The following is a 26,245-nucleotide window of genomic DNA, read 5'->3' as shown; positions in this document are numbered from 1 at the left end:
GATCGGAACACCCATGACCATCCGCACCTATCCGACCCCTCCCGCGCCCGGAATCGACTGGGCCGCCGCGCACATGCCCCTCACCCGCGAGGCCGTCCGAGAGCTCGGCTCCGTCTTCAACGGGCTGCGCATCGCGATGTGCCTCCACATCGAACCGAAGACGGCTGTCCTCGTGCGCCTGCTCGCCGAGGCGGGAGCCGAGGTCTCGCTGACCGGTTCGCCCGGCACGACCCGCGAAGACACGGCCGCCGATCTGCGTGAGCGGGGCGTCGCCGTCCACGCCGCGCGCGATGACGATGCGCCCCGCGTCGCCGCGGTACTCGCGAGCGACCCCCATCTCATCCTCGACAACGGGGGAGACCTGTTCCGGGGCGTCCTCGACGGTCATCCCGCCCCGCACCTGCGCGGCGGCACTGAGGAGACGACGACGGGTGGCATCGTCCTGCGTCGACGCGCGGCCGAGGTGCGGCATCCGATCGTCGTCATCAACGACAGTCCGCTCAAACTGCTCGTCGAGAACCGCTTCGGGGTCGGGCAGTCGGTGGTGCAGGCGTTCATGAACGCGACGAATCTCATGATCCCCGGCTCCCGCGCCACGGTGGTCGGCTTCGGCCCCTGCGGGCGGGGAACCGCGCACACCCTGCGCCAGCTCGGAGCGGTGGTCACCGTGGCCGACATCGACCCCTACCGCGCTCTCGAGGCTTCGCTCGAGGGGTTCATCGTCGCGGATCTCGACGAGGCCCTGGAGCGCGCGCGTCTCGTGTTCCTCGCGACGGGGGCGCCGAAGGTGCTCGGCGCCGCGCAGATCGACCGGCTCGCGCACGGCGCGATCATCGCCGGCGTCGGCCACCACCCGTGGGAGATGGACCTCGAGGCCCTGGGGCAGCCCGCCGTCGCCGAGGGGTTCCACGCCTCGTACGATCTCGCGGGAGGTCGCACGGTGCACGTGATCGCCGACACGAACATGGTCAACCTGGTCGCCGGGTTGGGCAATCCGATCGAGGCGATGGACCTCGGCCTGACGCTGCAGGCGCGTTCGCTGGCCGCCGCCGCGCGCGGCGAGGTCGACCGCGGGGTGCACCCCGTTCCGGATGCCGTGGACCGCAGCGTCGCGGCGGCCTTCCTGCGTCAGCGGACGGCGGGCTGAGGCAGGTCGCCGCTCAGCCGCCACTCACGATCCGCACGTTCCCGTGGCAGTGCGCGCGGATCGTGGGGCGGCGGATGCCGCGACGCCGGGTCGCGGCATCCGCCCCCTCACTTCATGGTGTCAAGGATCCCCACCAGGTCGTCGAACGTCGTGCGGGGGTTGAGGATCGCGAAGCGCGCGTTCACGCGACCGGCGTGGCTCGACGGGGTGACGAAGGCGTGCTGCCCGTCGAGCAGCTGCGCCGACCAGCGGTCGTAGTCCGCTTTCTCCCAGCCGACGCGCTCGAAGACCACGACCCCCAGCTGAGGACGGCGGACGAGCGTGAGCTCGGGGCGGTCGTCGATCTCGTCCGCGATGCGCTCGGCGAGGTCGATCGCGGCGGTGATGGCCTCGCGGTAGACGGCGGCGCCGTAGGTGGCGAGCGAGAACCACAGCGGCAGGCCGCGCGCGCGTCGGGTGAGGTGAGCGGCGAAGTCCGAGGGGCTCCAGTCGCTCGTCTCGGTGAGCGTGTCGAGGTACTCGGCGTGCTGCGTGTGGGCGCGGCGTCCGAGCTCGGGGTCGCGGTAGATGAGCGCGCAGGCGTCGAACGGGGCGAACAGCCACTTGTGCGGATCGACGACGAGGGAGTCGGCGTGCTCGACGCCGGCGAAGCGGTGCCGCGCGCGCGGCGAGAGCATGCCGGTGAGCCCGTACGCGCCGTCGACGTGCAGCCACGCCTCGGTGCCCTCGAGGGCGCGGGCGATGTCGGCGATGTCGTCGACGATGCCGAAGTTGGTGGAGCCGGCGGTGGCGACCACGGCGAAGACGCTGTCGCCGTGCTCGTCGAGGGCCGCGCGCACGGCGGCACCGCGCAGCACGCCGTCGTCGCCCACGGGCACGCCCACGACCTCGACGTCCATGACGCGGGCGGCCGACGCGATCGACGAGTGCGCCTCGACGCTGCAGACGACGCGCCAGGCGTCGGGGCGGGGCTTGCCGGCATCCGCGAACCGGTCCCGGGCGGCCTCGCGCGCGGCGACGAGCGCCGAGAGGTTGCCCAGCGTGCCGCCCTGCACGAAGACGCCTCCGGCACCGGCGGGGAGTCCGAACTCGGCGGCGAGCCAGCGCAGCACCTCGTTCTCGGCGTGCACCGCTCCCGCTCCCTCGAGCCACGAGCCGCCGTAGAGGGCGCTGGCGGAGACGACGAGATCGAAGGCCGCGGCCGCCTTGGTGGGGGCGCTGGGGATGAACGACAGGTAGCGGGGGTCGTCGGTCGTGATGCACGCGGGGGCGAGCACGTGCTCGAAGATCCCGAGCGCCTTGCGCGCGCCGATGCCGTTCTCGTCGATGGTGCGACCCGCGAGGCGGCGCAGTTCGGCGGCCGGCAGCGGCTTGTCGAGCGGGGTGTCCTCCGAGGTGAGGCGACCCCGCGAGTACTCGAGCACCATGTCGACGATGGCGCGGGTCTCGTCGCTGACCTCGTGCATGCGCGCGGCGGGGGAGTGGGTCATCGAAACCTCCGGGATCAGGATGCCGATCGCGGCCGCGACGGGAGGCGGCGTCGGCGTCGACAGGGGTGGGGGAGCGCGGGGCGGGTGGCGATCGGCTCGTGGGAGTCAGCTTATTCGCCGCCGTCGCCGACGGCGCGACGAGGCCTGCAGGGGAGGACCGGGTGCGGCCTCGGGCAGCGGGGATCGTCTCGCCCGGGCCTCGCGGCACCGGCTCACGCCGCGGTGAGCTGTGGCGCGACGCGGGTGATGCGCGTGCGGAGCTCGGCGACGGTGCGGTCGAATTCCTCGGCGTTGCCGATCTGCGCGGGATCGCGGATCGACCAGTGCACGTCGTCGCGACCGCCGAGGGTCTCGTGCGCGTGATCGCACACACTGATGATGAAATCCCCGGGCCGGACGACCTCGTCGAGCGACCGGGGTCGGGCCGTGTCGTCGAGGTGCAGACCGTGCCGGGCCGCGGCGGCGATGGCGCCGGCGTGCACGTGCGCGCCGGGGTCGGTCCCGGCCGACTCCGCCGGGATCGCGCTGTGGGCGTCCCAGATGGCGCGGGCCAATTGCGACCGGGCGGAATTCGCCGTGCAGACGAAGAGCACGCGGCCCTCGACCTTGCGCGGGGCGAGGGTGAGGTCGGTGAACGCCTCGGGAACCAGCTGCAGGTAGCTGCGGCGGCCGTCCGACTCTGATCGCACGCGCCGGGCGATCCCGCGGTCTTCGAGCACGTTGGCGTGGAAGGCGACCAGGTTCGACTTCATCCCGAGCACGGAGGCAATTTCGCTCGACGACATGTCGCCCATCGCGAGCAGGTCGACGATGCGCAGGCGTCCGGGGTCTCCGAGGGCGGCGAACGCCTCGGCGCGTCGGTGAAGGTCGCTCATTATGCCCCCGTCCGCTCGATCTGTCATCCGTCAGCGGAAATCGCTATTGCTCAGTAAAGTTTGAGCGACCGCAACGGGCGGGCGCCCCCCAATAGTGCGCCCGTTGCGGTCTCTCACAGCTCCGGGCTAGAGGAGTTTCTCATGCGGCAGCGGCTCATCGGGTGCCGGATCACGGCGTGTGTCGGGAGCCCGCGATGACGGCGGCCGTCCCCCGGGAGGGTGGGCGACGAGCACTCCGGGCGCAGCGCGTGCCGGATGCCACGGCGCCCTCCGTGCCGGACCTGGGCGCGGTCTTCGCCGGTCGCTACCGCCTCCTGCAGCCGCTGGGTCGCCGGGGGACGGAGGGCCACGTCTTCCGCGCGCGCGACGACATCCTCGCGCGAGACGTCGTGCTGAAGGTCTTTCCCCTCGAACCGGCGGCCGACAGCGAGCCGCCGCGTCGTCTCGAGGGGGCCCGCGTTCTCGCCGCCCTCGACCACCCGTCGCTCGTCACCCTCTACGACGCGCAGCTCGCGCGCGACGGCCGCGGCTACCTCGTGACGGAGTTCATCGACGGACCCACGTTGCGCGAGCGCCTCGACAGCGAGGGACCACTCTCGTCGCCGTCGGCGGCCGCGCTGGTCGAGGACCTGGCGCGCGGACTCGCCGCCGTGCACGCGGTGGGCATCGTCCACCACCACCTCACGTCGTCGCATATCGTGCTGCGCCCCGTACGTCATCCGAATCGCCCGTTCGTGGGGATCCTGGCCGACTTCGGGGTGGCCCACCTGCTCGCCGGCGGCGCGGGCACGGCCGCCGGAGACACCGTCGCGGAGGACGAGGACTACCTGCCTCCCGAGCAGCTGCGCGGAGACCTGCCCGGCGCCGCGGCAGACGTCTACGCCCTGGGCCTTCTCGCCGTCGAGGCTCTGACGGGCGAGAGTCCGGTGCTCGGCGGAGAGGTGCAGCACATCGTCCTCGCCCCGCTCGACTTCGACCCCGTCATCCCCTCGCGTTTCGGCTACGGGTGGGAAGTCCTGCTGACCGCGATGACCGACCCCGACCCCGACCGTCGGCCCTCGGCCGGGGAGGTCGCCGCCGTCGCGGCCGAACTGCGGCAGGGGGCCGAGAGCCGCGACGTGGTCCTGGACCCGGATGCCCCGCTCGAGTCGGAGTCCGAGCCGGTATCCGCTCTCCACGCCGTCGCCCAGTCGCGCGAATCGGCGACGCGTCGGCGGCGTCCGCCCATCTGGGCGTGGGTCAGGCACGCGCGATGACCGCCTCCGGGCGGGTGGACCTGGCAATCACCTGACCTTCCCCTCCGCGTGTTCGTCGCAAACCGCGTGTTTCCGCATATTCGGAGGAGAGAACATACGTCGTGGCGCATATGCGCCCCGTAACGTCGACACCAGTCCTCGGCATCCGCCTTTGGCTTTCGGCCTACGCGGTCACCCCGAACCGAGGAGCATCCCATGGCTGCACCCGTCATCGAGTCCCGGATGGGGCCGATCCGCCAGACGTACAAGGGGACCACCGAGTTTCCCCCGATGGCCAAGGCCTACACCGAGCTGTCGCAGGTCGTGCGCGAGACGGGACTGCTCACGCGGGCCCGCCGCTTCTACGCCCTGGTCGGCGCGGTCCTCGCCCTCGGCTTCGGCGGCGCGATCACCGGATTCGTGCTCCTCGGCGACAGCTGGTTCCAGCTGCTCATCGCCGCAGCGCTCGGCATCCTGTTCACGCAGGTCGCGTTCCTCGCCCACGAAGCGGCGCACAAGCAGATCTTCGCCTCGGGCAAGGCCAACGAGCGTCTCGCCCTGTGGCTCGCCTCAGGCGTCGTGGGCATGAGCGTGTCGTGGTGGAGTGCGAAGCACACCCGCCACCACGCCAACCCGAACCGCGTGGGCAAAGACCCCGACATCGAGATCGACACGATCTCCTTCCTCGACGTCGACGCCGCCAAGGCGCGCGGCCTGCAGCGGTGGATCACGCAGCGTCAGGGGTGGGCGTTCTTCCCCCTGCTCACGCTCGAGGGTGCCAACCTGCACGTCATCGGGCTGCGTCACCTGCTCTCCCGCGAGCCGGTCAAGGGTCGCTGGACCGAGCTGTCGCTCATCGCCCTGCGCTTCGCGATCTTCGTCGCCCCTGTCTTCGTCTTCCTGCCCCTCGGCATGGCCTTCGCCTTCCTGGGTGTGCAGCTCGCCGTGTTCGGCGTCTACATGGGCGCCTCGTTCGCCCCGAACCACAAGGGCATGGCCGTCATCGCCCCGGATGCCAAGCTCGACTTCTTCAGCAAGCAGGTGCGCACCTCACGCAACATCACCGGCGGCTGGTGGGCGACCTGGCTCATGGGCGGCCTGAACTACCAGATCGAGCACCACCTGTTCCCCAACATGCCGCGCCCGCACCTCAGCAAGGCCCGCGCCATCGTCAAGGAGCACAGCGCCACGCTGAACGTGCCCTACGTCGAGACGACGCTGCTGCAGTCGTACGGCATCGTCATCCGGTACCTCAACCGCGTGGGCCTGGCCGCCCGCGACCCGTTCGAGTGCCCGATGACCTCGGCGGCCGCGCGCGCCTGACCGCGGCACCGACCCTTCCGACGGCCCCGGCCGGCGTCCTCACGCCGACCGGGGCCGCGGTGCGTCCGCGGGTGAAGGGGACGTAGCCTGGAGTGACAACCCGGGAGGTCTGGATGACGCACCGACGGATCTGCGCGTCGACGGGCCCGACCCGACGTCGGACCGGTCGACGACTCTGACCGATGGACGCTTCCCCCGATCCGCGCCGGTGGCGCGCGCTCTCCGTCCTGCTGATGGGGCAGTTCGCCTCGCTCCTCGACCTCAGTGTCACCAATGTCGCCCTCCCCTCGATCGGTCGATCGACGGGCGCCGGAGCGAGCGAGTTGCAGTGGGTGATCACGGGCTACGTCCTGGCCTTCGGGCTCGTGCCGGTGATCGGCGGCCGGCTCGGCGACGGTCGCGGACGCAGACGCATGTTCGTCGTGTCGATGCTCGGCTTCGTGGTCGCCAGTGCCGCGGTGGGTCTCGCCCCGACCCCCGAGGTGCTCATCGCCGCCCGCGTGGTGCAGGGGATCTTCGGCGGCATGATCGGGCCGCAGGTGTCGGGCTTCATCCAGAACGCGTTCCCTCCGCTCGAGCGGGGCAAGGCGTTCGGGCGGCTCGGTCTCACCGTGGGTGCCGGCACCGCGCTGGGCCCCGTCGTGGCGGGACTGCTGATCGCGGTGGGCGGCGACGTCGACGGCTGGCGTCTGGTGTTCTTCATCAACGTCCCGATCGGGATCGCTGCGGTGCTGCTCGCGCGCCGGTGGGTCGCGGCCGACGCTCCCGTCGCACACGGAGCGGGGCGTCGGCTCGACCTGCTCGGCGTCGTCCTGCTCGGGGCGGGGCTGCTGTGCCTGCTGTTCCCGATCGTCGAGACCGGTCAGGCCGGTGGACCCGTGACGCTCCTGCTCCTCATCCCCGCGGCCGGGCTCCTCACCGCCTTCATCCGGCACGAAGCCCGTCTGACGCGAGAGGATGCCGCGCCCCTGGTGGATCTGCGCCTGTTCCGCACGCGATCGTTCGTCATCGGGGTGGTGTTCGCGGTGGTGTTCTTCTGCAGCAACACCGGAATCCCCCTCGTGCTCGCGCTCTACTACCAGGACGGCCTCGGCTTCACGGCCTTGCAGTCGGCACTGGGGGTCACCGCCTACGCCGTGGGCACGGTCTTCGGCGCCCCCATCGCCGGCCGTTTCGTGTCGCGCGTCGGTCGGCCGCTGCTGCTGGGCGCGGTGTCGGTCTTCACGCTCGTCACGATCGTCCTCGGCCTCGTCGTCCGGGTCGCGCCCGAGGCCACCGATCCGACGAGCGTGATCCTGCGCCTGTGCCTGCCGTTGTTCGTCCTCGGCGTCGCCGGCGGGTCGATCGTGACGCCGAATCAGACGCTGACCCTCGCCGAAGTCGACCCCGCGCGCGGCGGCGTCGCCGGCGGGGTCGTGCAGACCGCGCAGCGGGTGGGGGCCTCGATCGGTCAGACGGTGCTCGGCACGAGCTTCGTCCTCGTGCTGGCGGGAACCGCGCGCGCGGCCGAGCCGGGTTCACCCGCGCCCGACCCGAGTGCCTTCGCCGACGCCCTCACGGTGGCGCTCGCGGTGTCGGTCGTCTTCTCGGCGACCGCCGCCGTCCTCAGCGGCGTCGAGGTGCGACGCTCGCGGACGCGGTAGCGTTCAGCCCTCGTCGTCCCAGCGCGACCGGGGGCGTTCATCGTCGTCCCAGCGAGAGCGGGGGCGGTCGTCGTCGTCCTCGTCGCTGCGCGCGACACGTCGCGGTTCCGGCCACTCCAGCTGGAATCCGCACTCCCGGCACGCGTCGGCATCCTCGCCCTCGTCGAACAGCGGGTGCATCGTGATGCCGCAGGCCGGGCAGATCGGCTGGCGGTCGTCGGCGGTGGTCTCGAGGAAGGTCATGGCGCGTCGCTTTCGGATGCACCGCCGACACCCGTCGACGGCGGACCTTGGAGGCAACAGGCGCCGGCGCCCCCATGTTCCCGTCCCGCTACCGTCCGTCCCCGCTACCGTCGGATCATGAGCGTTCCCGTTCCCCTCGGCCTCGGCCTCGCCGCCGTCGGCCGCCCCGCCTACATCACCACCGCGCGCGACGCCGACCTGGGCGACCCCGACGAACGGTCGATCGACGCCCTGCGCACGCGCGCGCATGAGCTGCTCGACGAGGCGTGGGGACTCGGCATCCGGTACGTCGACGCGGCGCGGTCCTACGGTCTCGCCGAGGAGTTCCTCGGATCGTGGCTCACCGCCCACCCCGAGCGCCGCGCGCAGCTCACGATCGGCTCGAAGTGGGGCTACGCCTACGTCGGCGACTGGAAGATGGATGCCACGGTCCACGAGCGCAAGGAGCACTCGGCCGCGATGTTCAACCGGCAGTGGCCCGAGACACTTTCGGCGCTCGGTACGGCACCGGATCTGTACCTGATCCACTCCGTCACTCCCGAGAGCCCGGTGCTGGCGGATGCCGAGGTGCTCGAGCGGATGCGCCGGCTGCGCGGTGAGGGGGTGCGCGTCGGGCTGTCGACGAGCGGACCGCGGCAGGGCGACGTGCTGCGCGCCGCGCTGACGCTCGCGGACACGCCCTTCTCCGCCGTGCAGTCGACCTGGAACCTGCGCGAGGTCTCGGCAGGCGACGCGCTCGCCGCGGCGCACGACGCCGGTTGGACGGTGGTGCTCAAGGAGGTGCTCGCCAACGGCGCTCTCGCGGCGGCCGAACCGGACGACGACCTCGAGCGGGCGGCATCCGGGGTCGATGCTGATGTCTTCGCGATCGGGGTCGCGCGGGCGCGGAGCTTCGCCGATGTCGTGCTGATCGGCGCGACCACGCGTGAACACCTGCGGCGCGGCGCCGGAGCGCCGGCCCGGTCGATCGAGAGGGCCGAGCTCGATGCGCTGGCCGTCGACCCGGAGGTCTACTGGAGGGAACGCGCGGAGCGCCCCTGGCGCTGACGCCGCGGGCTCACGACACGCAGCGCACGTCGGCGACCGCGCCCGAGACGTTCGCCGACGACCCCGCGATCGCCGTCGCCAGCACCGATCCCGAGGACGAGCGCGCCTGCGCGTAACCCGCCGAACGGGCATTGGCGATCGAACGCACGGTGATACCCGGCGCATAGGTGCCGCACGTCGACCACGACACGCGGGTTCCCGACAGGCCCGAGCCGCTGAACGCGCACACGTTGCCGGTCGCGCAACTGCCCACGGCCTTGTTGTCCTCGGCGGGCACGTCGATGCTCATCCCGAGCTCGGGCCACACCGCATGGCGGGCGTCGATGACCACGCCGCCGGGGACCTCGGCGAGGGCCGCGGCGACGTCGGGGTGCAGCTCGGCGGACGGATCGTCGGTGCGGCTCATCGGGGGGCATCCTCTCTGTCCTGCGCGTCCCACAGGGCGTATTCGGTCAGCGACCCGGCGGGCAGGTCGAGGTCGGTGTTCGCATCGATCAACGCCGACTCGAACCCGACGATGCGCCCGGTCTCGGTCGACAGCAGGAGAGTCACCTCGGTATTGGCGGTCACCGAGGGGATGCCCGCCAGGCCCACGACCGCGCGACCGAGACGGTCCTCGGTCGTCCCGAGAGCCCGCAGGCCGGGGGAGGCGGCGACGACGTCGAGGAGCGCGGACTGCTGGGCGTTGCTGAGCGTCCATTCGCCCTGCACGCTGCGCACACCGACCAGGGCGTCACCGGCGTTCAGGGCCTCGGTCGCGCCGGTGGCCGTCGTCAGGAGCGCGCGCATGGCCTCGGCCGACGCATCCGGCGGCGCCGGCGACAGCGGCCGGAACTGATTGCGTACGTAGCGCATCTCGCCGACGACCGTCCCGGGGGCGGGGTCGACGTTCGGCACGGTGTCGCCGTCGGCGTTCGTGGCCTCGGCCGCGGTGGTCACCACCGATCCGGAGAAGTCCTCGTTCCACCGCAGGTCCACCCATTCGCGCCGGAACACCGTCGCCTCGGCCCCGTCGGGTGAGGCGCTGAAGTACCAGCCGAGCGACAGGGAGCGGCGCTCCGCTGCCACGTCGCCCTCTCCGGCGGCGAGCCGTTCCTGCGCCTGCGCGATCACCTCCGCGGCACCGGTTCCGCTGGGCACGGCGGTGTAGACGAGGGGCTTGGGGGTGAGGGCGGATGCCGAGGTCCCCGGCATCCACAGGACTCCCGTGACGATGGTCAGGATCACGACGACGGCGGCGGCCGCCGAGGTCCACGCCAGGGCGGGGCGGCGACGCCGGACGGGCGGACGGTCGAGGATCTGCCGCAGCCGGCGTTCGGCGTCGAGGGGGAGGGGCGCGTCGAGCGGGGTCTCGGCGGGGTCCATCCGGCGCAGCGCGCGCGCGAGGTCATCGTCGGTCATCGCTCACCCCCTCCGCGTGGACGACGGCGCCGTCGAGCAGCGGTCGCAGACGCGCCCGCGCGCGATTGAGTCGCGTCCACACCGCGCCGGTGTTCATCTCCATGACCAGGGCCACCTCGGCGGCCGACAGCTCCTCCCAGTATGTGAGCCAGAGGATCTCGCGTTCGCGCTCGGGAAGATTGCGGATCGCGTCGACGAGGCGTTGCGCCATCGCGGGTTCGGCTTCGCTCGCCAGAGCGCGCACGTGGTCTTCGATGTGCGTCCACAATGCCCCCTCCCGGTCGCGTCGCCGATATTCGTTCGCGATGAGGTTGCGCGCGGTGCGGTACAACCACGGCAATCCGAATGGATCACGCGGATCGCGTTTGCGCCACGCGATCTCGAAGCAGTCCATCGTGAGGTCGGCGGCGGCCTCGCGATCCGATACGCGCCGTTCGATGAACCGCCGAACGGCGTTGTGGTGCTCGCGGAAGAGCGCCGCGAATTCCGTCTCGTCGATCACCGGCGTGCATCTCCGTGCGTTCGAAGAGGCTGTGTCGCAACCCGCGCGATCCTTACGTGGCGGCGGGAGGAAAAAGATTTCCGGCCCCGTGTAAGGAATGCCGACCGATCGACACCACATAGATGGGGGTGGGTGTCGTCTCCGGCTTCGAGACGACGCCCATACGCCCGTCGAGAGATGTTCGGGACAAAATTCGACGGGCGAGGGAGTGCACTGCATGGGGGCGGTGCACTCCCTCGGATCCTCGTCATGTCACCCAGGATGCCAGAGCCCGGTGCCCGGACCCTTTCCGCGCTCGCGGTGCGCTCGTGGGAGATGACGCCGCAGCGACTTCGTCCGTTGCGCGGATCGTGACCACCGCCGGCATCCCGGGGCGTGCTGCTCAGGCCGTGGCTGCTCCGCGAGGCCGCCGCGCTCACTCCGGATCGACGAGCAGGTTCGTGATGCGCGCCGTCGCGACGAGCCGGCCCTCGTCGTCGCTCACGCGCACGTCATAGGTCGCGATGCGACGCCCGCGGTGGGCGGGGGTGGCGACGGCGTGGATACGACCCTCGCGCGCGCCGCGGTGGTGGGTGATGTTGAGATCGACACCGACGCACACCTTGCCGAAGGTCGAGGCGTGGATCATCGCTGCCCAGGATCCCGTCGCCTCGCAGAGCGCGGCGGTGGCTCCGCCGTGCAGCCGACCCAGCGACTGGGTGTTGCCGTCGACGGGCATCGAGGCGCTCACGCCGTCGACGGACTGCTCCGTCACGACGATGCCGAGACGCTCGTCGAGGGCGCCGGGGACGATGGTCCAGGGTGTCATGACGGCTCCTTCCGCCGTCCCCTTGTCGGACGGGCGCGCCTCTGACACTATTACTGAACGCTCGGTCGGTAACAGGTGCCGCCGAGATTTCCCTGCCCACAGAACGACGGAGTTCTCATGGCCTCGCAGACAGCGGCATCCACCCGTGCCACCACGACCGGCATCTCGCGAGAGGAGCGGCGCGTGCTCGCCGGCACCCTCGTGGGCACCTCGATCGAGTGGTACGACTTCTTCATCTACGCCCAGGCGGCCGGCCTCGTGCTCGCGCCGCTGTTCCTCGCCCCACTCGCGCAGTCCGATCCGGCCATCGCCCAGGTGCTGTCGTTCGCGACGATCGGCATCTCGTTCCTCTTCCGCCCGCTCGGGGCGATCGTGGCCGGTTACCTGGGCGACCGCCTCGGCCGCAAGAAGATGCTCGTCCTCACGCTCATCATGATGGGCGTGTCGACGGCCCTCATCGGCGTGCTGCCGACCTACGCCGCGATCGGTGTGGCCGCCCCCGTCCTGCTCATCCTCTTGCGCGTCCTGCAGGGCTTCTCGGCCGGCGGCGAGTGGGGCGGGGCGGCGCTGCTCTCGGTCGAGCACGCCCCCGTCAACCGTCGCGGCTACTTCGGCGCGTACCCGCAGATCGGTGTTCCGGTCGGCATGATCCTGGCCACCGCGACGCTGTGGATCCTCACCTCGTCGATGTCGGCCGAGGCTTTCCTCGCGTGGGGCTGGCGCGTGCCGTTCCTCTTCTCGATCGTGCTCATCGTCGTCGGCTACGTCATCCGGCGCGCGGTGGAGGAGAGCCCCGTCTTCGAAGACCTCGTGCGTCGCCGCAAGGAGTCGTCGGCGCCGCTCGGCCAGCTCTTCCGCAAGAACTGGCGCCAGGTCGTGCTGACCGCCCTGGTGTTCATCGGCAACAACGCCGCGGGGTACCTGCTCATCGCGTTCTTCGCCACCTACACGGTCACCGTCCTCGGGCTCGAGCGCCCCACCGTCCTGCTCGCCACGACGCTGGCATCCTTCGGCTGGCTCGGGTTCACCCTCTGGGGCGGACGTCTGTCCGACACCCTCGGCCGCGTGCGGACGTTCCAGCTCGGCTACCTGCTGCTCGCGATCTGGGCCGTGCCGATGTGGTTCCTCATCGACACGGGGAACATCGTCTGGTACTTCGTCGCCCTGTTCGTCATGACCCTCGGCCTCGGCCTGTCGTACGGACCGCAGGCGGCGCTGTACGCCGAGATGTTCCCCGCGAACGTGCGCTACTCGGGGGTGTCGATCGGCTACGCCCTCGGCGCGATCCTCGGCGGCGCCTTCGCCCCGATGATCGCCGAGGCGCTGCTGCGCACCACCGGCGCCTCGTGGACGATCGGCGCGTACATCGCTGTGGCCGCCCTGGTATCGCTGGTCGCGGTCTCGCTCATCAAAGAGCCGAAGGGCGTCGACCTCCGGGCCTGACCCCGGATGCCGCGACGGGGCCCTGCGCGATCGCGCGGGGCCCCGTTCTGCTGCCGAGACCTCACGATCGTGACCAGATCGCTCGTCCCGAATCGCACGGATCGGGTGATCTCGCCCCGATCGTGCGGCTGCGCGGCGGGACGCCCGCGGCGGGACCCCGCGCCAGGACGCCCGCGGTCAGGACGCCCGCGGTCAGGACGTGCGCAGGCCCTCGAGGGCGATCCGCACGATGTCGGCGCCGAGCCGGTCGCCGTCGACGCCGCCCCCGGGCCGGTACCACTCCACGACGGAGTTGATCATGCCGAACAGCAGACGCGCGGCGACGGCGGCGTCGACGTCGTCGCGCACGTCGCCCTCGGCCTGGGCCGCCGCGACGAGGGCGGTGACGCGGTGGTCGAAGACGCGTCGGCGCTCCAGGGCGGCCTGTTCGACGGGGCTGTTGCCGCGCACGCGCAGCAGCAGGGTGACCGCCGGCAGCTGCGCCACGAGCACGTCGGTCGCGCCCGTGAGCACGTGACGCAGGCGATCGGATGCCGAGCCCTCGGCCGCGCGGGGGTCGTCGAGCACCGCCTCGAGCCCGCCGAGGGCCGCCTCGAGGGCGACCGAGAGCAGCTCCTCCTTCGAGGAGAAGTGGTGGTAGAGCGCCGATTTCGCCAGCCCCAGGCGGCGCGCGAGGTCGGACACGCTCGTGGCGTCGTAGCCCTGCTCGTTGAACAACTGCACGGCGACGGAGAGGATGCCCTCGCGGTCGTAGCCGGGTCGACCGCGCCGGGCGGGCGCGTCGGCGGCGGAGCTCGTGGCGGGATTCGCGGCGGTCACGGTGTCAGTGTGTCACTCCAGCAGCGCCGGGGTGTCGGCGTGCAGCAGGGCGCGCGCGGCGTTTCCGATCACGGCGCTGTAGGTGGGGTAGGCGAACCGCACGCCCGCGAGCGTCGACACGTCGATGCCGGCGGCCATCGCGGTGGTGACCGACTGGATCACCTCGACCGCGTTCTCGCCGACCGCGTGCGCACCCAGCACGAGCTCGCGGCGCCGGTCGGCGATCAGCATGAGGAACCCGTTCTCGCGATCGTCGATGACGGCGCGATCGAGGTCGGCGAACCGCACCGTGGCGACCACGCACGCCGGGTCGCGGTCACGTGCCTGCTCCTCGGTGAGACCGACGCCGGCGTAGTCGGGGTCGGTGAACCCGCCCGCGGGCAGCAGGTGATGGGGCGTGCGGCGATTCGCCCCCAGGACGGCGTTCTCGGCCGCGGCTTCACCCTCGAACTGCGCCGCCTGCACGAGCATGTCGCGGCCGTTCGCGTCGCCGACCGCGAGGATGTGCGGAACGATCGTGCGGAAATACCGGTCGACGGGGATCGCCGAGCGCTCCACCTCCACGCCCGCGTTCGACAGGCCGAGGTCGTCGACGTCGGCGGGCCATCCGGTGGCCATCACGACGACATCGACGTCGACGCTCCGGCCGGCGTCGTCCTGCCGCCAGGTCAGGCGGATCGACCCGTCGTCCTGCCGGTCGAGGCGCTCGACGGTGTCGATCCCGGTGCGCACGTCGACGCCGTTGCGGGTGAGCGCGTCGGCGATCGCGCGTGAGATCGCGGCATCGGAGGCCATGAGCACCCGCGGGGCGACGTCGAGCAGCGTCACCTCCGCGCCGAACGAACGGAACACCGTCACCAGCTGCGCGCCGGTGTTGCCCGCGCCGATCACGGCGACGCGGCCCGGCAGCTCGGTGAGCGAGAGCACGTCCTCGGGCACCGTGGCCAGTTCCGCGCCCGGGATGGGCAGACGACGGGAGTGCCCGCCCACGCACACCAGGATCGACTCCGCCCGGATGCGCCGGCCGCTGTCGAGCACGAGCGTGTGCTCGTCCGCGAAGCGCGCGCGCCCCTCGTGCACGAGGTCGACACCGGCCTCCGCGAAGCGTTCGGCCTCCCGCTTGATCGAGCGCACGGCATCCACGCGCTCGTGCACCCGCGCCACGACCGCCGACCAGTCGACGCGCGGTTCGTCGACGACGATGCCGTAGTCGTCGGCGGAGCGGGTCTCGCGCATGAGGCGCGCGGCCTTGGCCAGCACGCGGGTGGGGACGCAGCCCGTGTTCACGCACGTCCCGCCGACGCGGCCGGCCTCGAGCACGACGACGCGCGCACCCAGTTCCGCAGCCCGCAGGGCGGCAGCGGTGCCGGCGGGCCCCGCGCCGATGACGGCCACGTCGTAGCCGTCGGCTGCGTCCGTGGTGGGGTCGGGCGTCGAGGCGGGGTGCGCGGTGTCGGTCACGGTGGTCCTCCCGAAGGTCGAGGACCCCAGTCAACCGGCCGCGCGCCGACGGGCGGCGGGGCTTGTGCTCGCGGTCAGAACCGCTCGTACAGGTCGGTGGCGGTGAGGTCGGTGCCCCCGATGGCGTGCACACCCGGAGCAGGGTGCAGCGCGAACGTGTTCCCGTCGTGCAGCAGCGTCGCGGTGTAGTCGCCGCGGGTGTCGAGCTTGACCTCGAACCGCCCGGTGTCGATGAGGCGCAGCGTCACGACCGCTCCGCTGCGCGCGAGGAACTTCGTCTCCTTCTCCTGCGCCGTCGGCAGCGGGATCACCGGCTCGTCCGCGGCGGGCGCGGGCGGTGCCGGTGGGGGCGTGGTCGGCTCATCGGCATCCATTCGCCGAGTCTGTCACGCCCCCACGGGCCGCGGGTCAGCGCCCGTCGCGCCAGGAGCGCTGCGGGTCGTACCCCAGCAGGCGCCGCGCCTTGTCGATCGAGAGCAGGGTCGTGTTCTCGCCGAGCTCGCGCGTCTCGACGCCCGGGAACACCTCGGCGACGAGTTCGGCGTTGGGGCGGTTCATGACCGTGTCGGCCGCGGCGATGATGAACGTCTCGAAGCCCGCCGGGGCGACCTCGAGGGCGCGTTCGATCGCCTGAGCGCCGTCGCGCGCGTCGATGTACCCCCACAGGTTCCACTTGCGGGTGCGGGCGTCGGCGTCGAAGGGGAACTCGGCGTAGTCCTCGGGCACCATGACGTTCGAGAAGCGCAGGGCCGTCACCGACAGGTCGGGGTTCCAGCGCACGAGCTCGGTGGCCATGCGCTCCTCGAGCGTCTTGACGAGCGAATAGACCGACTCCGGCCGCGGCGCGTACTCCTCGTCGACGGGGATGTAGGGCGGCGGCACGTCGAAGGGCAGACCCAGCACCGTCTCGCTGGACGCGTAGACGATCTTCCGGATGCCGAGACGCACGGCGGCCCAGAACACGTTGAACGTGCTCGTCATGTTGTTGTGGAAGGTCGCGACGTCGGAGCGGATGCCGGGGGCCGGGATCGCGCCGAGATGGACCAGGGCGTCGACACCGCTGTGCTGATCGTTCACGCCCGCGAGGGCGTCGATGACCTGGCCGTAGTCGGTGAGATCGACCTGGACGAACCCGGGGCCGCGCTCGCCGCGGACGTCGAGACCGATGACGTCGTGGCCGGCGGAGCGGAGCTCGCGGGCGACGACGGTGCCGAGTTTGCCGGACGAGCCGGTGAGGGCGATGCGCATGGGACTCCTGGGTGTCGGGGTGGGGTGTGGCCGACGATAGCGGTCGGGTCCGACACGGGAGGCTCTCTTGACGCCGCCCGCCGAACGGCTCGCCTCGACGGCAGAGGAAAGGCCCGCGAGCGAGGTGCTCGCGGGCCCGGACGGCACGTCAGTGGACGCGTGCCTCCTCCTGCTCGTCGTCGTCGTCGCTCGGGATGTAGACGTCGACCACGGTCACGTTGATCTCCACGGCCTTCATGCCCACGATCTCGGTGATCGCGCGACGCACGGCCGAGCGGACGTCGTCCGCGACGCGCTGGATGCGCTCGGGGTAGTCGACCTGGATCGCGATGTCGGCGGCGACCTCGGTCTCGCCGACCTCGACGCTCACGCCCTGCGCGTAGTCCTTCGCGCCGACGGCCTGGCGGATGTTGCCGATCACGCGCGCGGCACCGCCGCCGAGCGCGTGGACACCGGGGACCTCGGCCGCGGCGATGCCGGCGACCTTGGCGACCACGGGGTCGACGATGACGGTCTTGCCGCCGCTGGTACGGGCGTCGGCCGAGAGGGGGGAGTTCTGTGCCATGAGGAGCGTCCTTTCGTCAAGATCCCCGACCGCGGAGGGTGCGGGGTGTTTCGCTATGGGGACGAACCGGATTCGCGACACGTCACGGTTCGACGCTGAGAATTCGCTGACAGGAAATCGATGCCCTCTTTGTCCACCGCCACCGACGCCTTCCTCGCGTCGCGCGCGGCCGACGGCGACCAGATGGCCTTCGGAGTGCTGGTGCGTCGACACGCGCCGTTCCTCGTCGCCTTCGCCACGCGCCTCACCGGATCACGGGCCGACGCCGACGACTGCGTGCAGGAGGCCCTCATCACGGCGTGGCGTCGCCTTCCGGATCTCACCGATCCGGAGAAGGTGCGAAGCTGGCTGACGACCATCGTGTCGCGCAAAGCCACGGACCGCCTTCGTTCGCGCAAGATCTCCGATCAGATCGACGAGGAGATGGTCTCGGCGGCCGACGACCCGGAGCGCTCGGCCGTGGCGTCGTCGCAGATGGACGCGTTGAAGAGAGTGCTGGCGGAACTGCCCGAGGAGCTCCGTGTGGTGTGGGTGCTGCGCGAGGTCGGTGGGCACAGCTACGACGAGATCGCCGTCGAGGTGGGGGAGTCGGCCGCCACCGTCCGCGGCAGGCTCGCCCGGGCGCGCAAGACCGTGTTGGAACGCATGCAGGAGTGGAGGTGATCGGATTGAGCGAGCACAACGACGACATCGGCGGCTCCGGCTACTCGCTGGAGGATCTCTCCGCGTATCTCGACCGCGGGCGTACCCCCCGCATCTCCGCGATCGAGCGCAACGCCGAGTGCCAGGCGATCCTCGCCTCGATGGAGCGCATGGGCCGGCTGTCCCGCGAGATCGTGGAGGAGCAGGCCGCCGAGCCGCTCGCGGACTCCTGGTACGACAGCATCATGCGGGAGGTGATGCGCGAATTCCGCTCCGGCCGTGACATCCCCCTGGCACGCACCGAGGACGGCACCGAAATCGTCGTCACCGAGGGCGCGCTCTACGAGCTGATCCGTACGGTGGGCGACGGCATCGAGGGCCTGCTCGTCGGTCGGGTGCGGCTGAACCAGCCCGAGCCCGACGCGCCACTCGACGTGCGCGTGACGGTCAGCGTGCGTTTCGGGCGCGCGATCGCCGCCGCCGTCGACGAGATGCGCGACGGCATCCGTCTGGCGATCGAGCGTCACGGCGATCTGAAGGTGGGCCGGGTCGACGTGACCGTCGGTGACGTGCATCTGGACGAGGGGGAAGACCGATGACCCGCATCACCGCAGCCGAGTTGGCGCCGCGCATCGACCTGGCCGTCACGGCGGTCGAGGGCGTGCGCGAGTGCTATTCCGCGCGGCCCGTGGTCGCTCGGGCGTTCGAACACGTCACCGACGTCGAGGGATCGCTCTCCGCGGTCGATGACGTGCCGGGAGCGCGGGCCATCACGGTCTGCATCGGCGTCTCGGCGCAGGACGACAGCGCCGCCGTGGCCGCGGCGGTCGCGGCGGCGGCCCGGGGTGCCGGCGACGACGACGAGACGGCGACGGTGCGCGTCCGCGTGGCACGTCTGGTGGCGCCCGCGACCTGACGCAGCTCCCGGGCGGCGCGAAGCTCCATCGGTGAGGCAATTCCCGGCCGGGGGAGTGCGCGGAGCAATACGCTGGAGGCACCGCTCACCCCCGGAGGCCGTATGTCCATGCCGCCCGTCATCGCCGTCACCGGATCCACCGGCGCCGTGGGAGGCCGCGTCGCCCGCGACCTCGCCGCCCGCGGCATCCCGCAGCGTCTTCTCGTGCGCGATGCGTCGCGCGCCCCGCGTCTCGACGGCGCCGAGGTCCACGTCGCCCGCTACTCCGACACGGATGCCGCCCGCTCCGCGCTGCAGGGCGTCGAGACCTTGTTGATGGTCTCGGCGTCGGAGACGGCCGACCGCGTGGAGCACCATCGCACGTTCGTCGAGGCCGCAGCCGCCGCCGGCGTGCGCTCGATCGTCTACACGTCGTTTCTGGCTGCCGCACCCGACGCGGTGTTCACGCTCGGGCGCGACCACGCGGCGACCGAGGACATCATCCGCGCGTCGGGGATGAGCTTCACGTTCCTGCGCGACAACTTCTACATGGACATGATGGAGCTCTTCGCCGGTGACGACGGGGTGATCCGCGGTCCCGCGGGAGAGGGGCGCTGCTCGCTCGTCTCGCGGTCCGACGTCGCCGCCACCGCCGTGGCGGTCCTACGCGATCCGTCCGCCCACGCCGACGTCTCGTACGACCTCACCGGCCCCGAGGCGTTGACCATGGCCGAGGTGGCCGAGAAGATCTCGGCCGTGCGGGGCCATCCCGTCCGCTTCCTCGACGAGACCGTCGACGAGGCGTACGCGTCGCGAGCCGCTTTCGGCGCGCCCCGGTGGCAGGTCGACGCCTGGGTCAGCACTTACACCTCCATCGCCAGCGGCGACCTCGCCGGGGTCTCCGACGACGTCGAGCGCGTCACGGGTCGTCCCGCGCAGAGCTTCGACGAATTCCTCGGCGCGGTCTCTTGACGGCGGTCTCGTCGTCGTACCGGTTCCGACGGCATCCGGCTCCGGTGACGCCGCGTGACGCATCCGTGTCGCCGCGCTCCCCGCTCGAGTATGCTGACCGCGTGCTGACTTGTCGCTGTTGTCGCTGAACGCCCCCGCGTTCTCTTTCGACGACCCCGTCAGCCGCGCCCGCCTCGGGCGCTCCCAACCCCTCAGGATGCCATCGTGCGTTACGCCCAGAGCGTCGCCGACCTCGTCGGCAATACCCCCCTCGTCCGCCTGTCCCGCGTCACCGACGGCATCGCCGCCACGGTGCTCGCCAAGATCGAGTACTTCAACCCCGGTGGCTCCGCCAAGGACCGCATCGCGGCCAACATCGTGGATGCCGCCGAGCGCGACGGTCTGCTGCAACCGGGCGGCGTGATCGTCGAGCCCACCAGCGGCAACACGGGCGTGGGCCTCGCCCTCGTAGCGCAGCAGCGTGGGTACCGGTGCGTGTTCGTCGTCCCCGACAAGGTCGCGGAGGACAAGCGCGCGGTGCTGCGCGCCTACGGCGCCGAGGTCGTCGTCACGCCGACGAACGTCGAGCCCGACGACCCCGACTCGTACTACAGCGTCTCGGACCGTCTCGTGCGCGAGATCCCCGGGGCGTTCAAGCCCAACCAGTACGCCAACCCGAACGGACCGCGCAGTCACTACGAGACGACCGGTCCCGAGATCTGGCGCGACACCGACGGCGCCCTCACGCACTTCGTCGCCGGCGTCGGCACCGGCGGCACCATCACCGGAACCGGACGCTACCTGCGCGAGGTCGCCGGCTCCTCCGTGCGCATCGTCGGGGTCGATCCCGTCGGCTCGATCTACTCGGGCGGCGACATCCACGGCTACGACGTCGAGGGCGTCGGCGAAGACTTCTGGCCCCCCGCCTTCGACCCCACCCTCGTCGACGGGTACGAGCGCGTCTCGGATGCCGAGTCCTTCGCCATGACGCGTCGCCTGGCCCGCGAGGAGGGCCTGCTCGTTGGCGGTTCGAGCGGCATGGCCGTCGTGGGCGCCCTGCGCGTCGCCCGCCACCTCCCGGCCGAGGCGGTGGTGGTCGTGGTCCTGCCCGACCACGGCCGCGGCTACCTCAGCAAGATCTTCGACGACGACTGGATGACCGCCCGCGGTTACGAGGTCGAGCCGTCGGCATCCGTCCTTCCCCCGACCTCCCAGGAGCACTCCGCATGAGCACCCACGACGCCGCCCGCGGTTTCGACAGCCTCGCCGTCCACGCGGGCCAGGCGCCCGACGAGACCACCGGCGCGGTCATCCCGCCGATCCACGTCTCGACGACGTACGCGCAAGACGGCATCGGGGGCCTGCGCGGCGGGTACGAGTACGGCCGCAGCGGCAACCCCACGCGCACCGCGCTCGAGACGCAGATCGCCGCCCTCGAGGGCGGCGCCCGCGCGCTGTCTTTCGCCTCGGGTCTCGCCGGCGAGGACGCCCTGCTGCGCGCCGCCCTCGTCCCGGGCGACGAGGTGCTCCTCGGCAACGACGTCTACGGCGGCACCTACCGCCTGCTCGCGCGCGTGCTCGGCCCCTGGGGTGTGAAGCTCCGCGTCGTCGACATGAGCGACCTGGATGCCGTGACCGCGGCCATCGAGGAGCGCGCGCCGAAGATGGTCTGGGTCGAGACGCCCAGCAACCCGATGCTGCGCATTACCGACATCGCCGGTCTCGCGCGACTCGGTCACGCGGCCGGGTCGATCGTCGTCGTCGACAACACCTTCGCCTCGCCCGCCCTGCAGCGCCCGCTCTCGCTCGGCGCCGACGTGGTGGTGCACTCCGCGACGAAGTACCTCGGCGGGCACAGCGACGTGGTGGGCGGCGCCCTCGCGTTCGCCGACGCCGCGCTGGCCGAGAAGGTGCAGTTCCTGCAGTTCGCCGCGGGCGCCGTCTCGGGCCCGTTCGACGCCTACCTGACCACGCGCGGAATCAAGACCCTCGCCGTGCGCATGCAGCGTCACAGCTCCAACGCGCAGGCCGTCGCCGAGCACCTGCTCGCCCACGACCGCGTCGCGAAGGTCTACTACCCCGGGCTTCCCACGCACCCCGGGCACGCGCTCGCCGCGGCGCAGATGAGCGGCTTCGGCGGCATCGTGTCGCTCGAGTTGGCCGACGGCGCGGCCGCGCGCCGCTTCGCCGAGTCGACCCGCCTGTTCACCCTCGCCGAGTCCCTCGGCGGCGTCGAGTCGCTGGTGAACTACCCGGATGCCATGACCCACGCCTCGGTCCGCGGCACCGAGCTGGCCGTTCCCGAGACCATCGTGCGCCTGTCGGTCGGCATCGAGTCGGTCGACGACCTCATCGCCGACGTCGAGCAGGCCCTCGCGGCTCTCTGACCGCGCCCGGAAACGACGAACCCGGCCCTCGCGATTGTGCGGGGCCGGGTTCGTTCATTTCTGACGTGAGTCGTCGGGATTCGTCGCTCCGGGGCCTCCCCGGGCGACGAATTCCTACGCCTCGCGCGAGGGGAGAGGGTCAGCGTTCGGCGCGGGCCAGGTTCTGCTCGAGCTCGGTGCGGGTCTGACGCACGACGTACGCGGGCTGGTCGCGCTCGACGCGCCAGCTCTCGGCGAGCGGGCCGACGTTCACCGTGTCGAAACCGAACTGGTCGTAGATGCGGGTGACGAGGTCGACGGCCTCGTCGGAGTCGCTCGACGTCGCGAGCGCGCGGCGGTCCGCGCTACCGGCGGGGGCACCGTCGGTGAGGATGTCGGCGGCGGGGATGTGGTTGAACGCCTTCACGACGATCGACTGGGGGAGGCGCTCCTGCAGCATCTGCGAGGTAGTGGTCTTCTTCTCATCGAGAGCCGCGATGCGACCGTCGCGCTCGAAGTAGTAGTTGTTGGTGTCGAGAACGGTCTTGCCGGCGAGCGGGGCGACGGGGAGGTCGTCGATCGCCTTCAGGGGCACGGTCACCACGACGATGTCGCCGGCCTCGGCGGCCTCCTCGGCGGTGGCGGCGCGAGCGCGGTCGCCCACCGAGGCGACCAGGTCGCCCAGGGTCTCCGGCCCACGGGAGTTCGCGATGACCACGTCGTAACCGTGATCCGCGAAGCCCTGTGCGAGAGCCGAACCGATGTTTCCTGCGCCGATGATTCCTACGGTTGTCATGCCCGAGGACAACCGCGACGGAACCGGACCCATTCCCGGGAGCGCTACCAAGAGATCAGTGGTCTAAATAGTTAGCAGCTCTAGTAATCAGTGTCAATGGGTCGATTCGCGGTGATCCGGCTCCCTATCGTCATTCCTGTCGCACCCTCACGCGAGTGGTCGCAGTCCGGTGTTCGGGTCACCGTCCTGCTTGACCTGTGAGGGCGACGGCCCCCGGTGGACGCGGCTTCGGACCACCGGGGGCCGCTTTCGTTTCCGGGTCCGTCCGCGACGACCGGTCGACGGCGGCGACGGCGCGGAGGAGTGGAAGACTGGGGCGTCGGCGAGACGCGCTCGCCCCCCACGACCCCGAGGACCCCCGTGACGCTCGAGACCCGCCCGCCCCGCACCGCCCGCCTCTACGTCGTCTGCGTCGGAGTCGGACTGCTCGCGGGGCTGATGTCGGGCCTGTTCGGTGTCGGCGGCGGGACCGTCATCGTGCCGCTGCTCGTCCTGCTGCTCGGCTTCGACCAGCGCCTCGCCGCCGGCACCTCCCTCGCGGCGATCGTGCCCACGGCATCCGTCGGGGTGATCACCTATGCCGTCGACGGGCACGTCGCCTGGCTCCCGGCGCTGATCCTCGCGGCCGGCGCGGTCGGTGGGGCGCAGATCGGCACGTGGCTGCTGCCCAAGCTGTCGCAGACCGCCCTGCGATGGGCGTTCGTCGCCTTCCTCGTCGCGGTCATCGTGAGCCTCTACTTCGTCATCCCCTCGCGCGACGCCGACCTCGTGCTCACCTGGGTCACGGGGCCCGGCCTGGCCGTGTTGGGGGTGGTCACCGGCATCCTGGCGGGACTGCTCGGCGTGGGCGGCGGGATCATCGTCGTCCCGGCGCTGCTGCTGCTGTTCGGCACGAGCGACCTCGTCGCCAAGGGCACGTCGCTGCTGATGATGATCCCGACCGCCGTGTCGGGCACGGTCGGCAACCTGCGCCGGAAGAACGTCGATCTCGTCGCGGCCGTGTGCGTCGGCGTCGCCGCGTGCGCGACGACGGCCCTCGGCGCCCAGATCGCCAAGGCGGTCGATCCGTTCGTGGCCAACGTGCTCTTCTCGATCTTCCTCGTCTTCATCGCCTCGCAGATCGCGGTGAAGGCCGTTCGCGGCCGCCACCAGCGCTGACGCCCTGGCGCACCGAGGCGTCGCGCGGTTCGCGGGGACCCGTCGTTCTCTGCGCACCCTCCCGAGACGGCGGACGGGGAGACGGACGCCACGGGCACAGCCCCACCAGAGCCTCTCGGTAGACTGACCCGGTGCCCGTGAACCCCGAATTGGTCGGCCGAGTCTTCCCGCCGACCGCGCCGTACCTCGTCGGTCGCGAGAAGGTGCGCGAGTTCGCGCGCGCCGTCTTCGCCGACGCCCCGCAGCACTCCGACCCCGAGGCCGCGCGCGCCCTCGGCTACGACGACGTCGTGGCCCCGCCGACCTTCGCGATGGTCGTCCAGGACCTCACGCTCCAGCAGCTGCTCGGCGACCCCGAGTCCGGCATCGAGCTCTCGCGTCTCGTGCACGCCGAACAGCGTTTCCGCTACACGCGTCCGATCGTCGCCGGCGACGAGCTCGTCGCGACGCTGTCGGTCACCGGCATCCGTTCGATGGGTGGCAACGCCATGATCACGAGCGAGGCGGAGATCGTGGATGCCACCGGCGCCCACGTCGTGACGACGGCGAGTGTCCTGCTCGCGGGGGAGGCCGGCGCATGAGCGAGTTCACCGTGGGCGAGTTCATCGCCGAACGCTCGGTCCACCTCACGCGCGAGTCGCTCGTGCGCTACGCCGGCGCGTCGGGGGACTTCAACCCCATCCACTATCGCGACGACGTCGCCGCTGCCGTCGGGCTCCCAGGCGTCCTCGCCCACGGGATGCTCACGATGGGCATCGCCGTCGGCACCCTCGCCGAGGCGCTCGGCGACAGCGGTCGCATCGCCGAGTACGGCGTGCGTTTCACGCGCCCGGTCGTCGTCGACCCCGAAACGGGCGCGGATCTGCACGTGAGCGCCAAGGTCGGCGCCGTCGACGACGAGACCGCTCGCATCGACCTCACCGTGACCTTCGCCGAGACCACCGTCCTGGGCAAGGCGCAGGTGCGGGTGCGGCTGCGCTGATGCCCGAGGTCGCTCCGGTTCCGCTCTCGCAGCTCACGACGCTGCGCACCGGCGGGGCGCCCGCGCGCCTCGTCGAGGCGGCGACGACGGACGAGCTCGTCGCGGCGTTGCGCGAGGCGTGGGCCGACGGCGAGCCGTGGTTCGTCCTCGGCGGGGGATCCAATCTCTTCGTCGGCGATGAGCCGTTCCAGGGCACGGTGATCCGCGTGCGCACCTTCGGCATCGAGGAGCTCCCCGGCTCGCGGCCCGACACCGTGCGTCTGCGCGTGCAGGCCGGACACGACTGGGACGCCTTCGTCGCCGAGACGGTCGCCCGCGGCTACGCCGGAGTCGAGGCGATGTCGGGCATCCCGGGCACCGTCGGCGCGGCACCGGTGCAGAACGTGGGCGCCTACGGGCAGGAGATCGTGCAGACGCTCGTCGAGGTCGAGCTGATCGACGAGTCCACCGGCGAGGTGGCGCGGGTCTCGGCATCCGATCTGGGTCTCGGTTTCCGCACGTCGGTCCTGAAGCACCACTACGGCTCCGTGCCCGAGCGGCCCGCCGTCATCCTGTCGGTCACGCTTGAACTCGAGCGCGTCGGCACGGACGAGCGTCCGATCGCCGGGGAGCAGTTGCGCGGCGCCCTGGGGCTGGATGCCGAGCAGTCCGTGTCGTTGCGATGGATCCGCGACCACGTGCTCGCCACCCGTGCCCGCAAGGGCATGGTGCTCGACGCTGAAGACCCCGACACGTGGAGCGCCGGCTCGTTCTTCCAGAACGCGATCGTCTCGGAGGCTTTCGCGCGCACCCTGCCCGACGCGTGCCCGAAGTGGCCGATGGGCCCGGCCCTCGACCCGGTGACCGTGATCCCGCTCGCCGCGTTCGACGGCATCCTGCCCCCGCCGCCGGTCGAGAACCGCCAGGTCAAGGTGAGCGCCGCGTGGCTCATCGAGAACGCCGGGCTCTCGCGCGGCTTCCGCTTCCCGCGCTCGCGCGCCGGTCTGTCGACCAAGCACACCCTCGCGCTGACCAATCGCGGCGAGGCGACCGCGGCCGAGATCGCCCAGCTCGCCCGCTTCGTGCAGAGCCGCGTCGCGGCCGAGTTCGGCCTCGTTCTGCAGCCCGAGCCCGTCCTGGTGAACGTCGAGCTGTAGCCCGTACCGTCGCGTGCGGTCGTGCGGGCCGGGCCCGCCGGTCTGTGGTTCGGGGGCGTGCCGTCGTGC

Annotated in this window: 29 protein-coding genes; 16 read left to right on the top strand and 13 right to left on the bottom strand. The window is 71.5% G+C overall.

Translation table 11 applies throughout. The features are described from left to right. Positions 1-13 precede the first annotated feature (13 nt). Positions 14-1,147, top strand: a complete 1,134-nt coding sequence (locus tag RWH44_RS13735) for an adenosylhomocysteinase (protein WP_316005012.1) — start codon at positions 14-16, stop codon at positions 1,145-1,147. Positions 1,148-1,254: 107 nt separating this feature from the next. Here the strand turns inward: RWH44_RS13735 and RWH44_RS13730 are convergent, their stop codons facing one another. Together RWH44_RS13730 and RWH44_RS13725 are read right to left on the bottom strand one after the other, a co-directional pair. Beyond that, positions 1,255-2,637 (bottom strand): pyridoxal phosphate-dependent decarboxylase family protein, encoded by a 1,383-nt coding sequence (locus RWH44_RS13730; protein ID WP_316005011.1) that lies wholly within the window; start codon positions 2,635-2,637, stop codon positions 1,255-1,257. A 212-nt stretch (positions 2,638-2,849) separates the two neighbouring features. Beyond that, positions 2,850-3,512: an arsenate reductase/protein-tyrosine-phosphatase family protein gene (locus RWH44_RS13725; RefSeq protein ID WP_316005010.1), complete on the bottom strand. Its 663-nt coding sequence runs from the start codon at positions 3,510-3,512 to the stop codon at positions 2,850-2,852. 272 nt (positions 3,513-3,784) lie between these two features. On the opposite strand from RWH44_RS13725, the gene RWH44_RS13720 reads away from it, so the two are divergent. The 3 genes from RWH44_RS13720 to RWH44_RS13710 all read left to right on the top strand — a co-directional run bounded on the left by RWH44_RS13720 (position 3,785) and on the right by RWH44_RS13710 (position 7,713). Then, positions 3,785-4,768 (top strand): serine/threonine-protein kinase, encoded by a 984-nt coding sequence (locus RWH44_RS13720; protein WP_316005009.1) that lies wholly within the window; start codon positions 3,785-3,787, stop codon positions 4,766-4,768. Positions 4,769-4,963: 195 nt separating this feature from the next. Next, on the top strand, positions 4,964-6,070 hold the full coding sequence (locus tag RWH44_RS13715; protein ID WP_316005008.1) for a fatty acid desaturase family protein: 1,107 nt from the start codon (positions 4,964-4,966) through the stop codon (positions 6,068-6,070). A gap of 182 nt (positions 6,071-6,252) precedes the next feature. Then, on the top strand, positions 6,253-7,713 hold the full coding sequence (locus tag RWH44_RS13710; protein ID WP_316005007.1) for an MFS transporter: 1,461 nt from the start codon (positions 6,253-6,255) through the stop codon (positions 7,711-7,713). A 3-nt stretch (positions 7,714-7,716) separates the two neighbouring features. Here the strand turns inward: RWH44_RS13710 and RWH44_RS13705 are convergent, their stop codons facing one another. Further along, positions 7,717-7,956: a hypothetical protein gene (locus RWH44_RS13705; protein WP_316005006.1), complete on the bottom strand. Its 240-nt coding sequence runs from the start codon at positions 7,954-7,956 to the stop codon at positions 7,717-7,719. 117 nt (positions 7,957-8,073) lie between these two features. Between RWH44_RS13705 and RWH44_RS13700 the strand changes: the two genes are divergently transcribed. Further along, positions 8,074-9,003 carry an aldo/keto reductase gene (locus tag RWH44_RS13700; RefSeq protein WP_316005005.1) on the top strand — a complete coding sequence of 310 codons (930 nt, stop codon included), beginning with the start codon at positions 8,074-8,076 and terminating at the stop codon, positions 9,001-9,003. A 10-nt stretch (positions 9,004-9,013) separates the two neighbouring features. Here the strand turns inward: RWH44_RS13700 and RWH44_RS13695 are convergent, their stop codons facing one another. The 4 genes from RWH44_RS13695 to RWH44_RS13680 form a co-directional block, all read right to left on the bottom strand. Continuing rightward, complete coding sequence (locus tag RWH44_RS13695; protein ID WP_316005004.1) at positions 9,014-9,409, bottom strand: peptidase inhibitor family I36 protein; 396 nt, start codon at positions 9,407-9,409, stop codon at positions 9,014-9,016. After that, positions 9,406-10,404 (bottom strand): hypothetical protein, encoded by a 999-nt coding sequence (locus RWH44_RS13690; RefSeq protein ID WP_316005003.1) that lies wholly within the window; start codon positions 10,402-10,404, stop codon positions 9,406-9,408. The genes RWH44_RS13695 and RWH44_RS13690 overlap by 4 nt, the downstream gene beginning before the upstream one ends. Further along, positions 10,391-10,906: an RNA polymerase sigma factor gene (locus tag RWH44_RS13685; protein ID WP_316005002.1), complete on the bottom strand. Its 516-nt coding sequence runs from the start codon at positions 10,904-10,906 to the stop codon at positions 10,391-10,393. The genes RWH44_RS13690 and RWH44_RS13685 overlap by 14 nt, the downstream gene beginning before the upstream one ends. Positions 10,907-11,321: 415 nt before the next feature. Further along, entirely contained in the window at positions 11,322-11,714 is a 393-nt protein-coding gene (locus tag RWH44_RS13680) for a PaaI family thioesterase (protein ID WP_316005001.1), read from the bottom strand. A gap of 117 nt (positions 11,715-11,831) precedes the next feature. Here RWH44_RS13680 and RWH44_RS13675 point away from each other — a divergent pair, with 117 nt between their 5' ends. Further along, complete coding sequence (locus RWH44_RS13675) at positions 11,832-13,157, top strand: MFS transporter (protein ID WP_298873838.1); 1,326 nt, start codon at positions 11,832-11,834, stop codon at positions 13,155-13,157. Between the two features lie 192 nt (positions 13,158-13,349). On the opposite strand, the gene RWH44_RS13670 is transcribed toward RWH44_RS13675, so the two are convergent. The 5 genes from RWH44_RS13670 to RWH44_RS13650 form a co-directional block, all read right to left on the bottom strand. After that, positions 13,350-13,976 (bottom strand): TetR/AcrR family transcriptional regulator, encoded by a 627-nt coding sequence (locus RWH44_RS13670; RefSeq protein WP_298873836.1) that lies wholly within the window; start codon positions 13,974-13,976, stop codon positions 13,350-13,352. A 12-nt stretch (positions 13,977-13,988) separates the two neighbouring features. Beyond that, the gene (locus RWH44_RS13665; protein ID WP_316005000.1) at positions 13,989-15,437 is read right to left on the bottom strand and encodes a dihydrolipoyl dehydrogenase family protein; all 1,449 of its coding nucleotides are present in this window, start codon (positions 15,435-15,437) and stop codon (positions 13,989-13,991) included. A 74-nt stretch (positions 15,438-15,511) separates the two neighbouring features. Then, complete coding sequence (locus RWH44_RS13660; protein WP_316004999.1) at positions 15,512-15,811, bottom strand: hypothetical protein; 300 nt, start codon at positions 15,809-15,811, stop codon at positions 15,512-15,514. Between the two features lie 34 nt (positions 15,812-15,845). Then, positions 15,846-16,685: an NAD-dependent epimerase/dehydratase family protein gene (locus RWH44_RS13655; RefSeq protein ID WP_316004998.1), complete on the bottom strand. Its 840-nt coding sequence runs from the start codon at positions 16,683-16,685 to the stop codon at positions 15,846-15,848. Positions 16,686-16,833: 148 nt separating this feature from the next. Beyond that, positions 16,834-17,250 (bottom strand): Asp23/Gls24 family envelope stress response protein, encoded by a 417-nt coding sequence (locus tag RWH44_RS13650; protein WP_316004997.1) that lies wholly within the window; start codon positions 17,248-17,250, stop codon positions 16,834-16,836. A 120-nt stretch (positions 17,251-17,370) separates the two neighbouring features. Here RWH44_RS13650 and RWH44_RS13645 point away from each other — a divergent pair, with 120 nt between their 5' ends. The 6 genes from RWH44_RS13645 (at position 17,371) to RWH44_RS13620 (ending at position 22,125) form a co-directional block, all read left to right on the top strand. Next, the gene (locus RWH44_RS13645) at positions 17,371-17,913 is read left to right on the top strand and encodes an RNA polymerase sigma factor (RefSeq protein ID WP_298873826.1); all 543 of its coding nucleotides are present in this window, start codon (positions 17,371-17,373) and stop codon (positions 17,911-17,913) included. Positions 17,914-17,918: 5 nt separating this feature from the next. Next, a complete protein-coding gene (locus RWH44_RS13640; RefSeq protein WP_298873824.1) occupies positions 17,919-18,491 on the top strand; it encodes an Asp23/Gls24 family envelope stress response protein in 573 nt (190 codons plus the stop codon). Beyond that, positions 18,488-18,808 (top strand): hypothetical protein, encoded by a 321-nt coding sequence (locus RWH44_RS13635; protein WP_316004996.1) that lies wholly within the window; start codon positions 18,488-18,490, stop codon positions 18,806-18,808. Before RWH44_RS13640 ends, RWH44_RS13635 begins: the two co-directional genes overlap by 4 nt. Before the next feature lie 102 nt (positions 18,809-18,910). Beyond that, positions 18,911-19,759: an SDR family oxidoreductase gene (locus RWH44_RS13630; RefSeq protein ID WP_298873821.1), complete on the top strand. Its 849-nt coding sequence runs from the start codon at positions 18,911-18,913 to the stop codon at positions 19,757-19,759. 204 nt (positions 19,760-19,963) lie between these two features. Beyond that, on the top strand, positions 19,964-20,968 hold the full coding sequence (locus RWH44_RS13625; protein WP_316004995.1) for a pyridoxal-phosphate dependent enzyme: 1,005 nt from the start codon (positions 19,964-19,966) through the stop codon (positions 20,966-20,968). Continuing rightward, positions 20,965-22,125 carry a cystathionine gamma-synthase gene (locus RWH44_RS13620; RefSeq protein ID WP_316004994.1) on the top strand — a complete coding sequence of 387 codons (1,161 nt, stop codon included), beginning with the start codon at positions 20,965-20,967 and terminating at the stop codon, positions 22,123-22,125. The genes RWH44_RS13625 and RWH44_RS13620 overlap by 4 nt, the downstream gene beginning before the upstream one ends. 139 nt (positions 22,126-22,264) lie before the next feature. On the opposite strand, the gene RWH44_RS13615 is transcribed toward RWH44_RS13620, so the two are convergent. Further along, positions 22,265-22,900 carry an NADPH-dependent F420 reductase gene (locus RWH44_RS13615; protein WP_316004993.1) on the bottom strand — a complete coding sequence of 212 codons (636 nt, stop codon included), beginning with the start codon at positions 22,898-22,900 and terminating at the stop codon, positions 22,265-22,267. 360 nt (positions 22,901-23,260) lie between these two features. Here RWH44_RS13615 and RWH44_RS13610 point away from each other — a divergent pair, with 360 nt between their 5' ends. The 4 genes from RWH44_RS13610 to RWH44_RS13595 all read left to right on the top strand — a co-directional run bounded on the left by RWH44_RS13610 (position 23,261) and on the right by RWH44_RS13595 (position 26,176). Continuing rightward, a complete protein-coding gene (locus RWH44_RS13610) occupies positions 23,261-24,058 on the top strand; it encodes a sulfite exporter TauE/SafE family protein (protein WP_298873812.1) in 798 nt (265 codons plus the stop codon). Between the two features lie 131 nt (positions 24,059-24,189). Continuing rightward, entirely contained in the window at positions 24,190-24,639 is a 450-nt protein-coding gene (locus RWH44_RS13605; RefSeq protein WP_316004992.1) for an FAS1-like dehydratase domain-containing protein, read from the top strand. Beyond that, positions 24,636-25,040 carry a MaoC/PaaZ C-terminal domain-containing protein gene (locus RWH44_RS13600; protein ID WP_316004991.1) on the top strand — a complete coding sequence of 135 codons (405 nt, stop codon included), beginning with the start codon at positions 24,636-24,638 and terminating at the stop codon, positions 25,038-25,040. The genes RWH44_RS13605 and RWH44_RS13600 overlap by 4 nt, the downstream gene beginning before the upstream one ends. Further along, positions 25,040-26,176, top strand: coding sequence for a UDP-N-acetylmuramate dehydrogenase (locus RWH44_RS13595; RefSeq protein WP_316004990.1), 1,137 nt, complete (start codon positions 25,040-25,042; stop codon positions 26,174-26,176). Before RWH44_RS13600 ends, RWH44_RS13595 begins: the two co-directional genes overlap by 1 nt. The last annotated feature ends 69 nt before the right edge of the window (positions 26,177-26,245 follow it).

The sequence above is a fragment of the Microbacterium phycohabitans genome, assembly GCF_032464935.1.
Classification (GTDB): Bacteria; Actinomycetota; Actinomycetes; order Actinomycetales; family Microbacteriaceae; genus Microbacterium; species Microbacterium phycohabitans.
Note: the sequence above shows the minus strand (reverse complement) of the source record. Positions and strands in the feature narration are given on the sequence as shown.

Excerpts from the sequence above, each read along its gene's own strand:
- RWH44_RS13735 (WP_316005012.1), top strand. The coding sequence starts at position 14 with ATGACCATCCGCACCTATCCGACCCCTCCCGCGCCCGGAATCGACTGG.
- RWH44_RS13730 (WP_316005011.1), bottom strand. The coding sequence starts at position 2,637 with ATGACCCACTCCCCCGCCGCGCGCATGCACGAGGTCAGCGACGAGACC.
- RWH44_RS13725 (WP_316005010.1), bottom strand. The coding sequence starts at position 3,512 with ATGAGCGACCTTCACCGACGCGCCGAGGCGTTCGCCGCCCTCGGAGAC.
- RWH44_RS13715 (WP_316005008.1), top strand. The coding sequence starts at position 4,964 with ATGGCTGCACCCGTCATCGAGTCCCGGATGGGGCCGATCCGCCAGACG.
- RWH44_RS13710 (WP_316005007.1), top strand. The coding sequence starts at position 6,253 with ATGGACGCTTCCCCCGATCCGCGCCGGTGGCGCGCGCTCTCCGTCCTG.
- RWH44_RS13705 (WP_316005006.1), bottom strand. The coding sequence starts at position 7,956 with ATGACCTTCCTCGAGACCACCGCCGACGACCGCCAGCCGATCTGCCCG.
- RWH44_RS13700 (WP_316005005.1), top strand. The coding sequence starts at position 8,074 with ATGAGCGTTCCCGTTCCCCTCGGCCTCGGCCTCGCCGCCGTCGGCCGC.
- RWH44_RS13695 (WP_316005004.1), bottom strand. The coding sequence starts at position 9,409 with ATGAGCCGCACCGACGATCCGTCCGCCGAGCTGCACCCCGACGTCGCC.
- RWH44_RS13690 (WP_316005003.1), bottom strand. The coding sequence starts at position 10,404 with ATGACCGACGATGACCTCGCGCGCGCGCTGCGCCGGATGGACCCCGCC.
- RWH44_RS13680 (WP_316005001.1), bottom strand. The coding sequence starts at position 11,714 with ATGACACCCTGGACCATCGTCCCCGGCGCCCTCGACGAGCGTCTCGGC.
- RWH44_RS13675 (WP_298873838.1), top strand. The coding sequence starts at position 11,832 with ATGGCCTCGCAGACAGCGGCATCCACCCGTGCCACCACGACCGGCATC.
- RWH44_RS13660 (WP_316004999.1), bottom strand. The coding sequence starts at position 15,811 with ATGGATGCCGATGAGCCGACCACGCCCCCACCGGCACCGCCCGCGCCC.
- RWH44_RS13655 (WP_316004998.1), bottom strand. The coding sequence starts at position 16,685 with ATGCGCATCGCCCTCACCGGCTCGTCCGGCAAACTCGGCACCGTCGTC.
- RWH44_RS13650 (WP_316004997.1), bottom strand. The coding sequence starts at position 17,250 with ATGGCACAGAACTCCCCCCTCTCGGCCGACGCCCGTACCAGCGGCGGC.
- RWH44_RS13645 (WP_298873826.1), top strand. The coding sequence starts at position 17,371 with ATGCCCTCTTTGTCCACCGCCACCGACGCCTTCCTCGCGTCGCGCGCG.
- RWH44_RS13635 (WP_316004996.1), top strand. The coding sequence starts at position 18,488 with ATGACCCGCATCACCGCAGCCGAGTTGGCGCCGCGCATCGACCTGGCC.
- RWH44_RS13630 (WP_298873821.1), top strand. The coding sequence starts at position 18,911 with ATGTCCATGCCGCCCGTCATCGCCGTCACCGGATCCACCGGCGCCGTG.
- RWH44_RS13620 (WP_316004994.1), top strand. The coding sequence starts at position 20,965 with ATGAGCACCCACGACGCCGCCCGCGGTTTCGACAGCCTCGCCGTCCAC.
- RWH44_RS13615 (WP_316004993.1), bottom strand. The coding sequence starts at position 22,900 with ATGACAACCGTAGGAATCATCGGCGCAGGAAACATCGGTTCGGCTCTC.
- RWH44_RS13600 (WP_316004991.1), top strand. The coding sequence starts at position 24,636 with ATGAGCGAGTTCACCGTGGGCGAGTTCATCGCCGAACGCTCGGTCCAC.
- RWH44_RS13595 (WP_316004990.1), top strand. The coding sequence starts at position 25,040 with ATGCCCGAGGTCGCTCCGGTTCCGCTCTCGCAGCTCACGACGCTGCGC.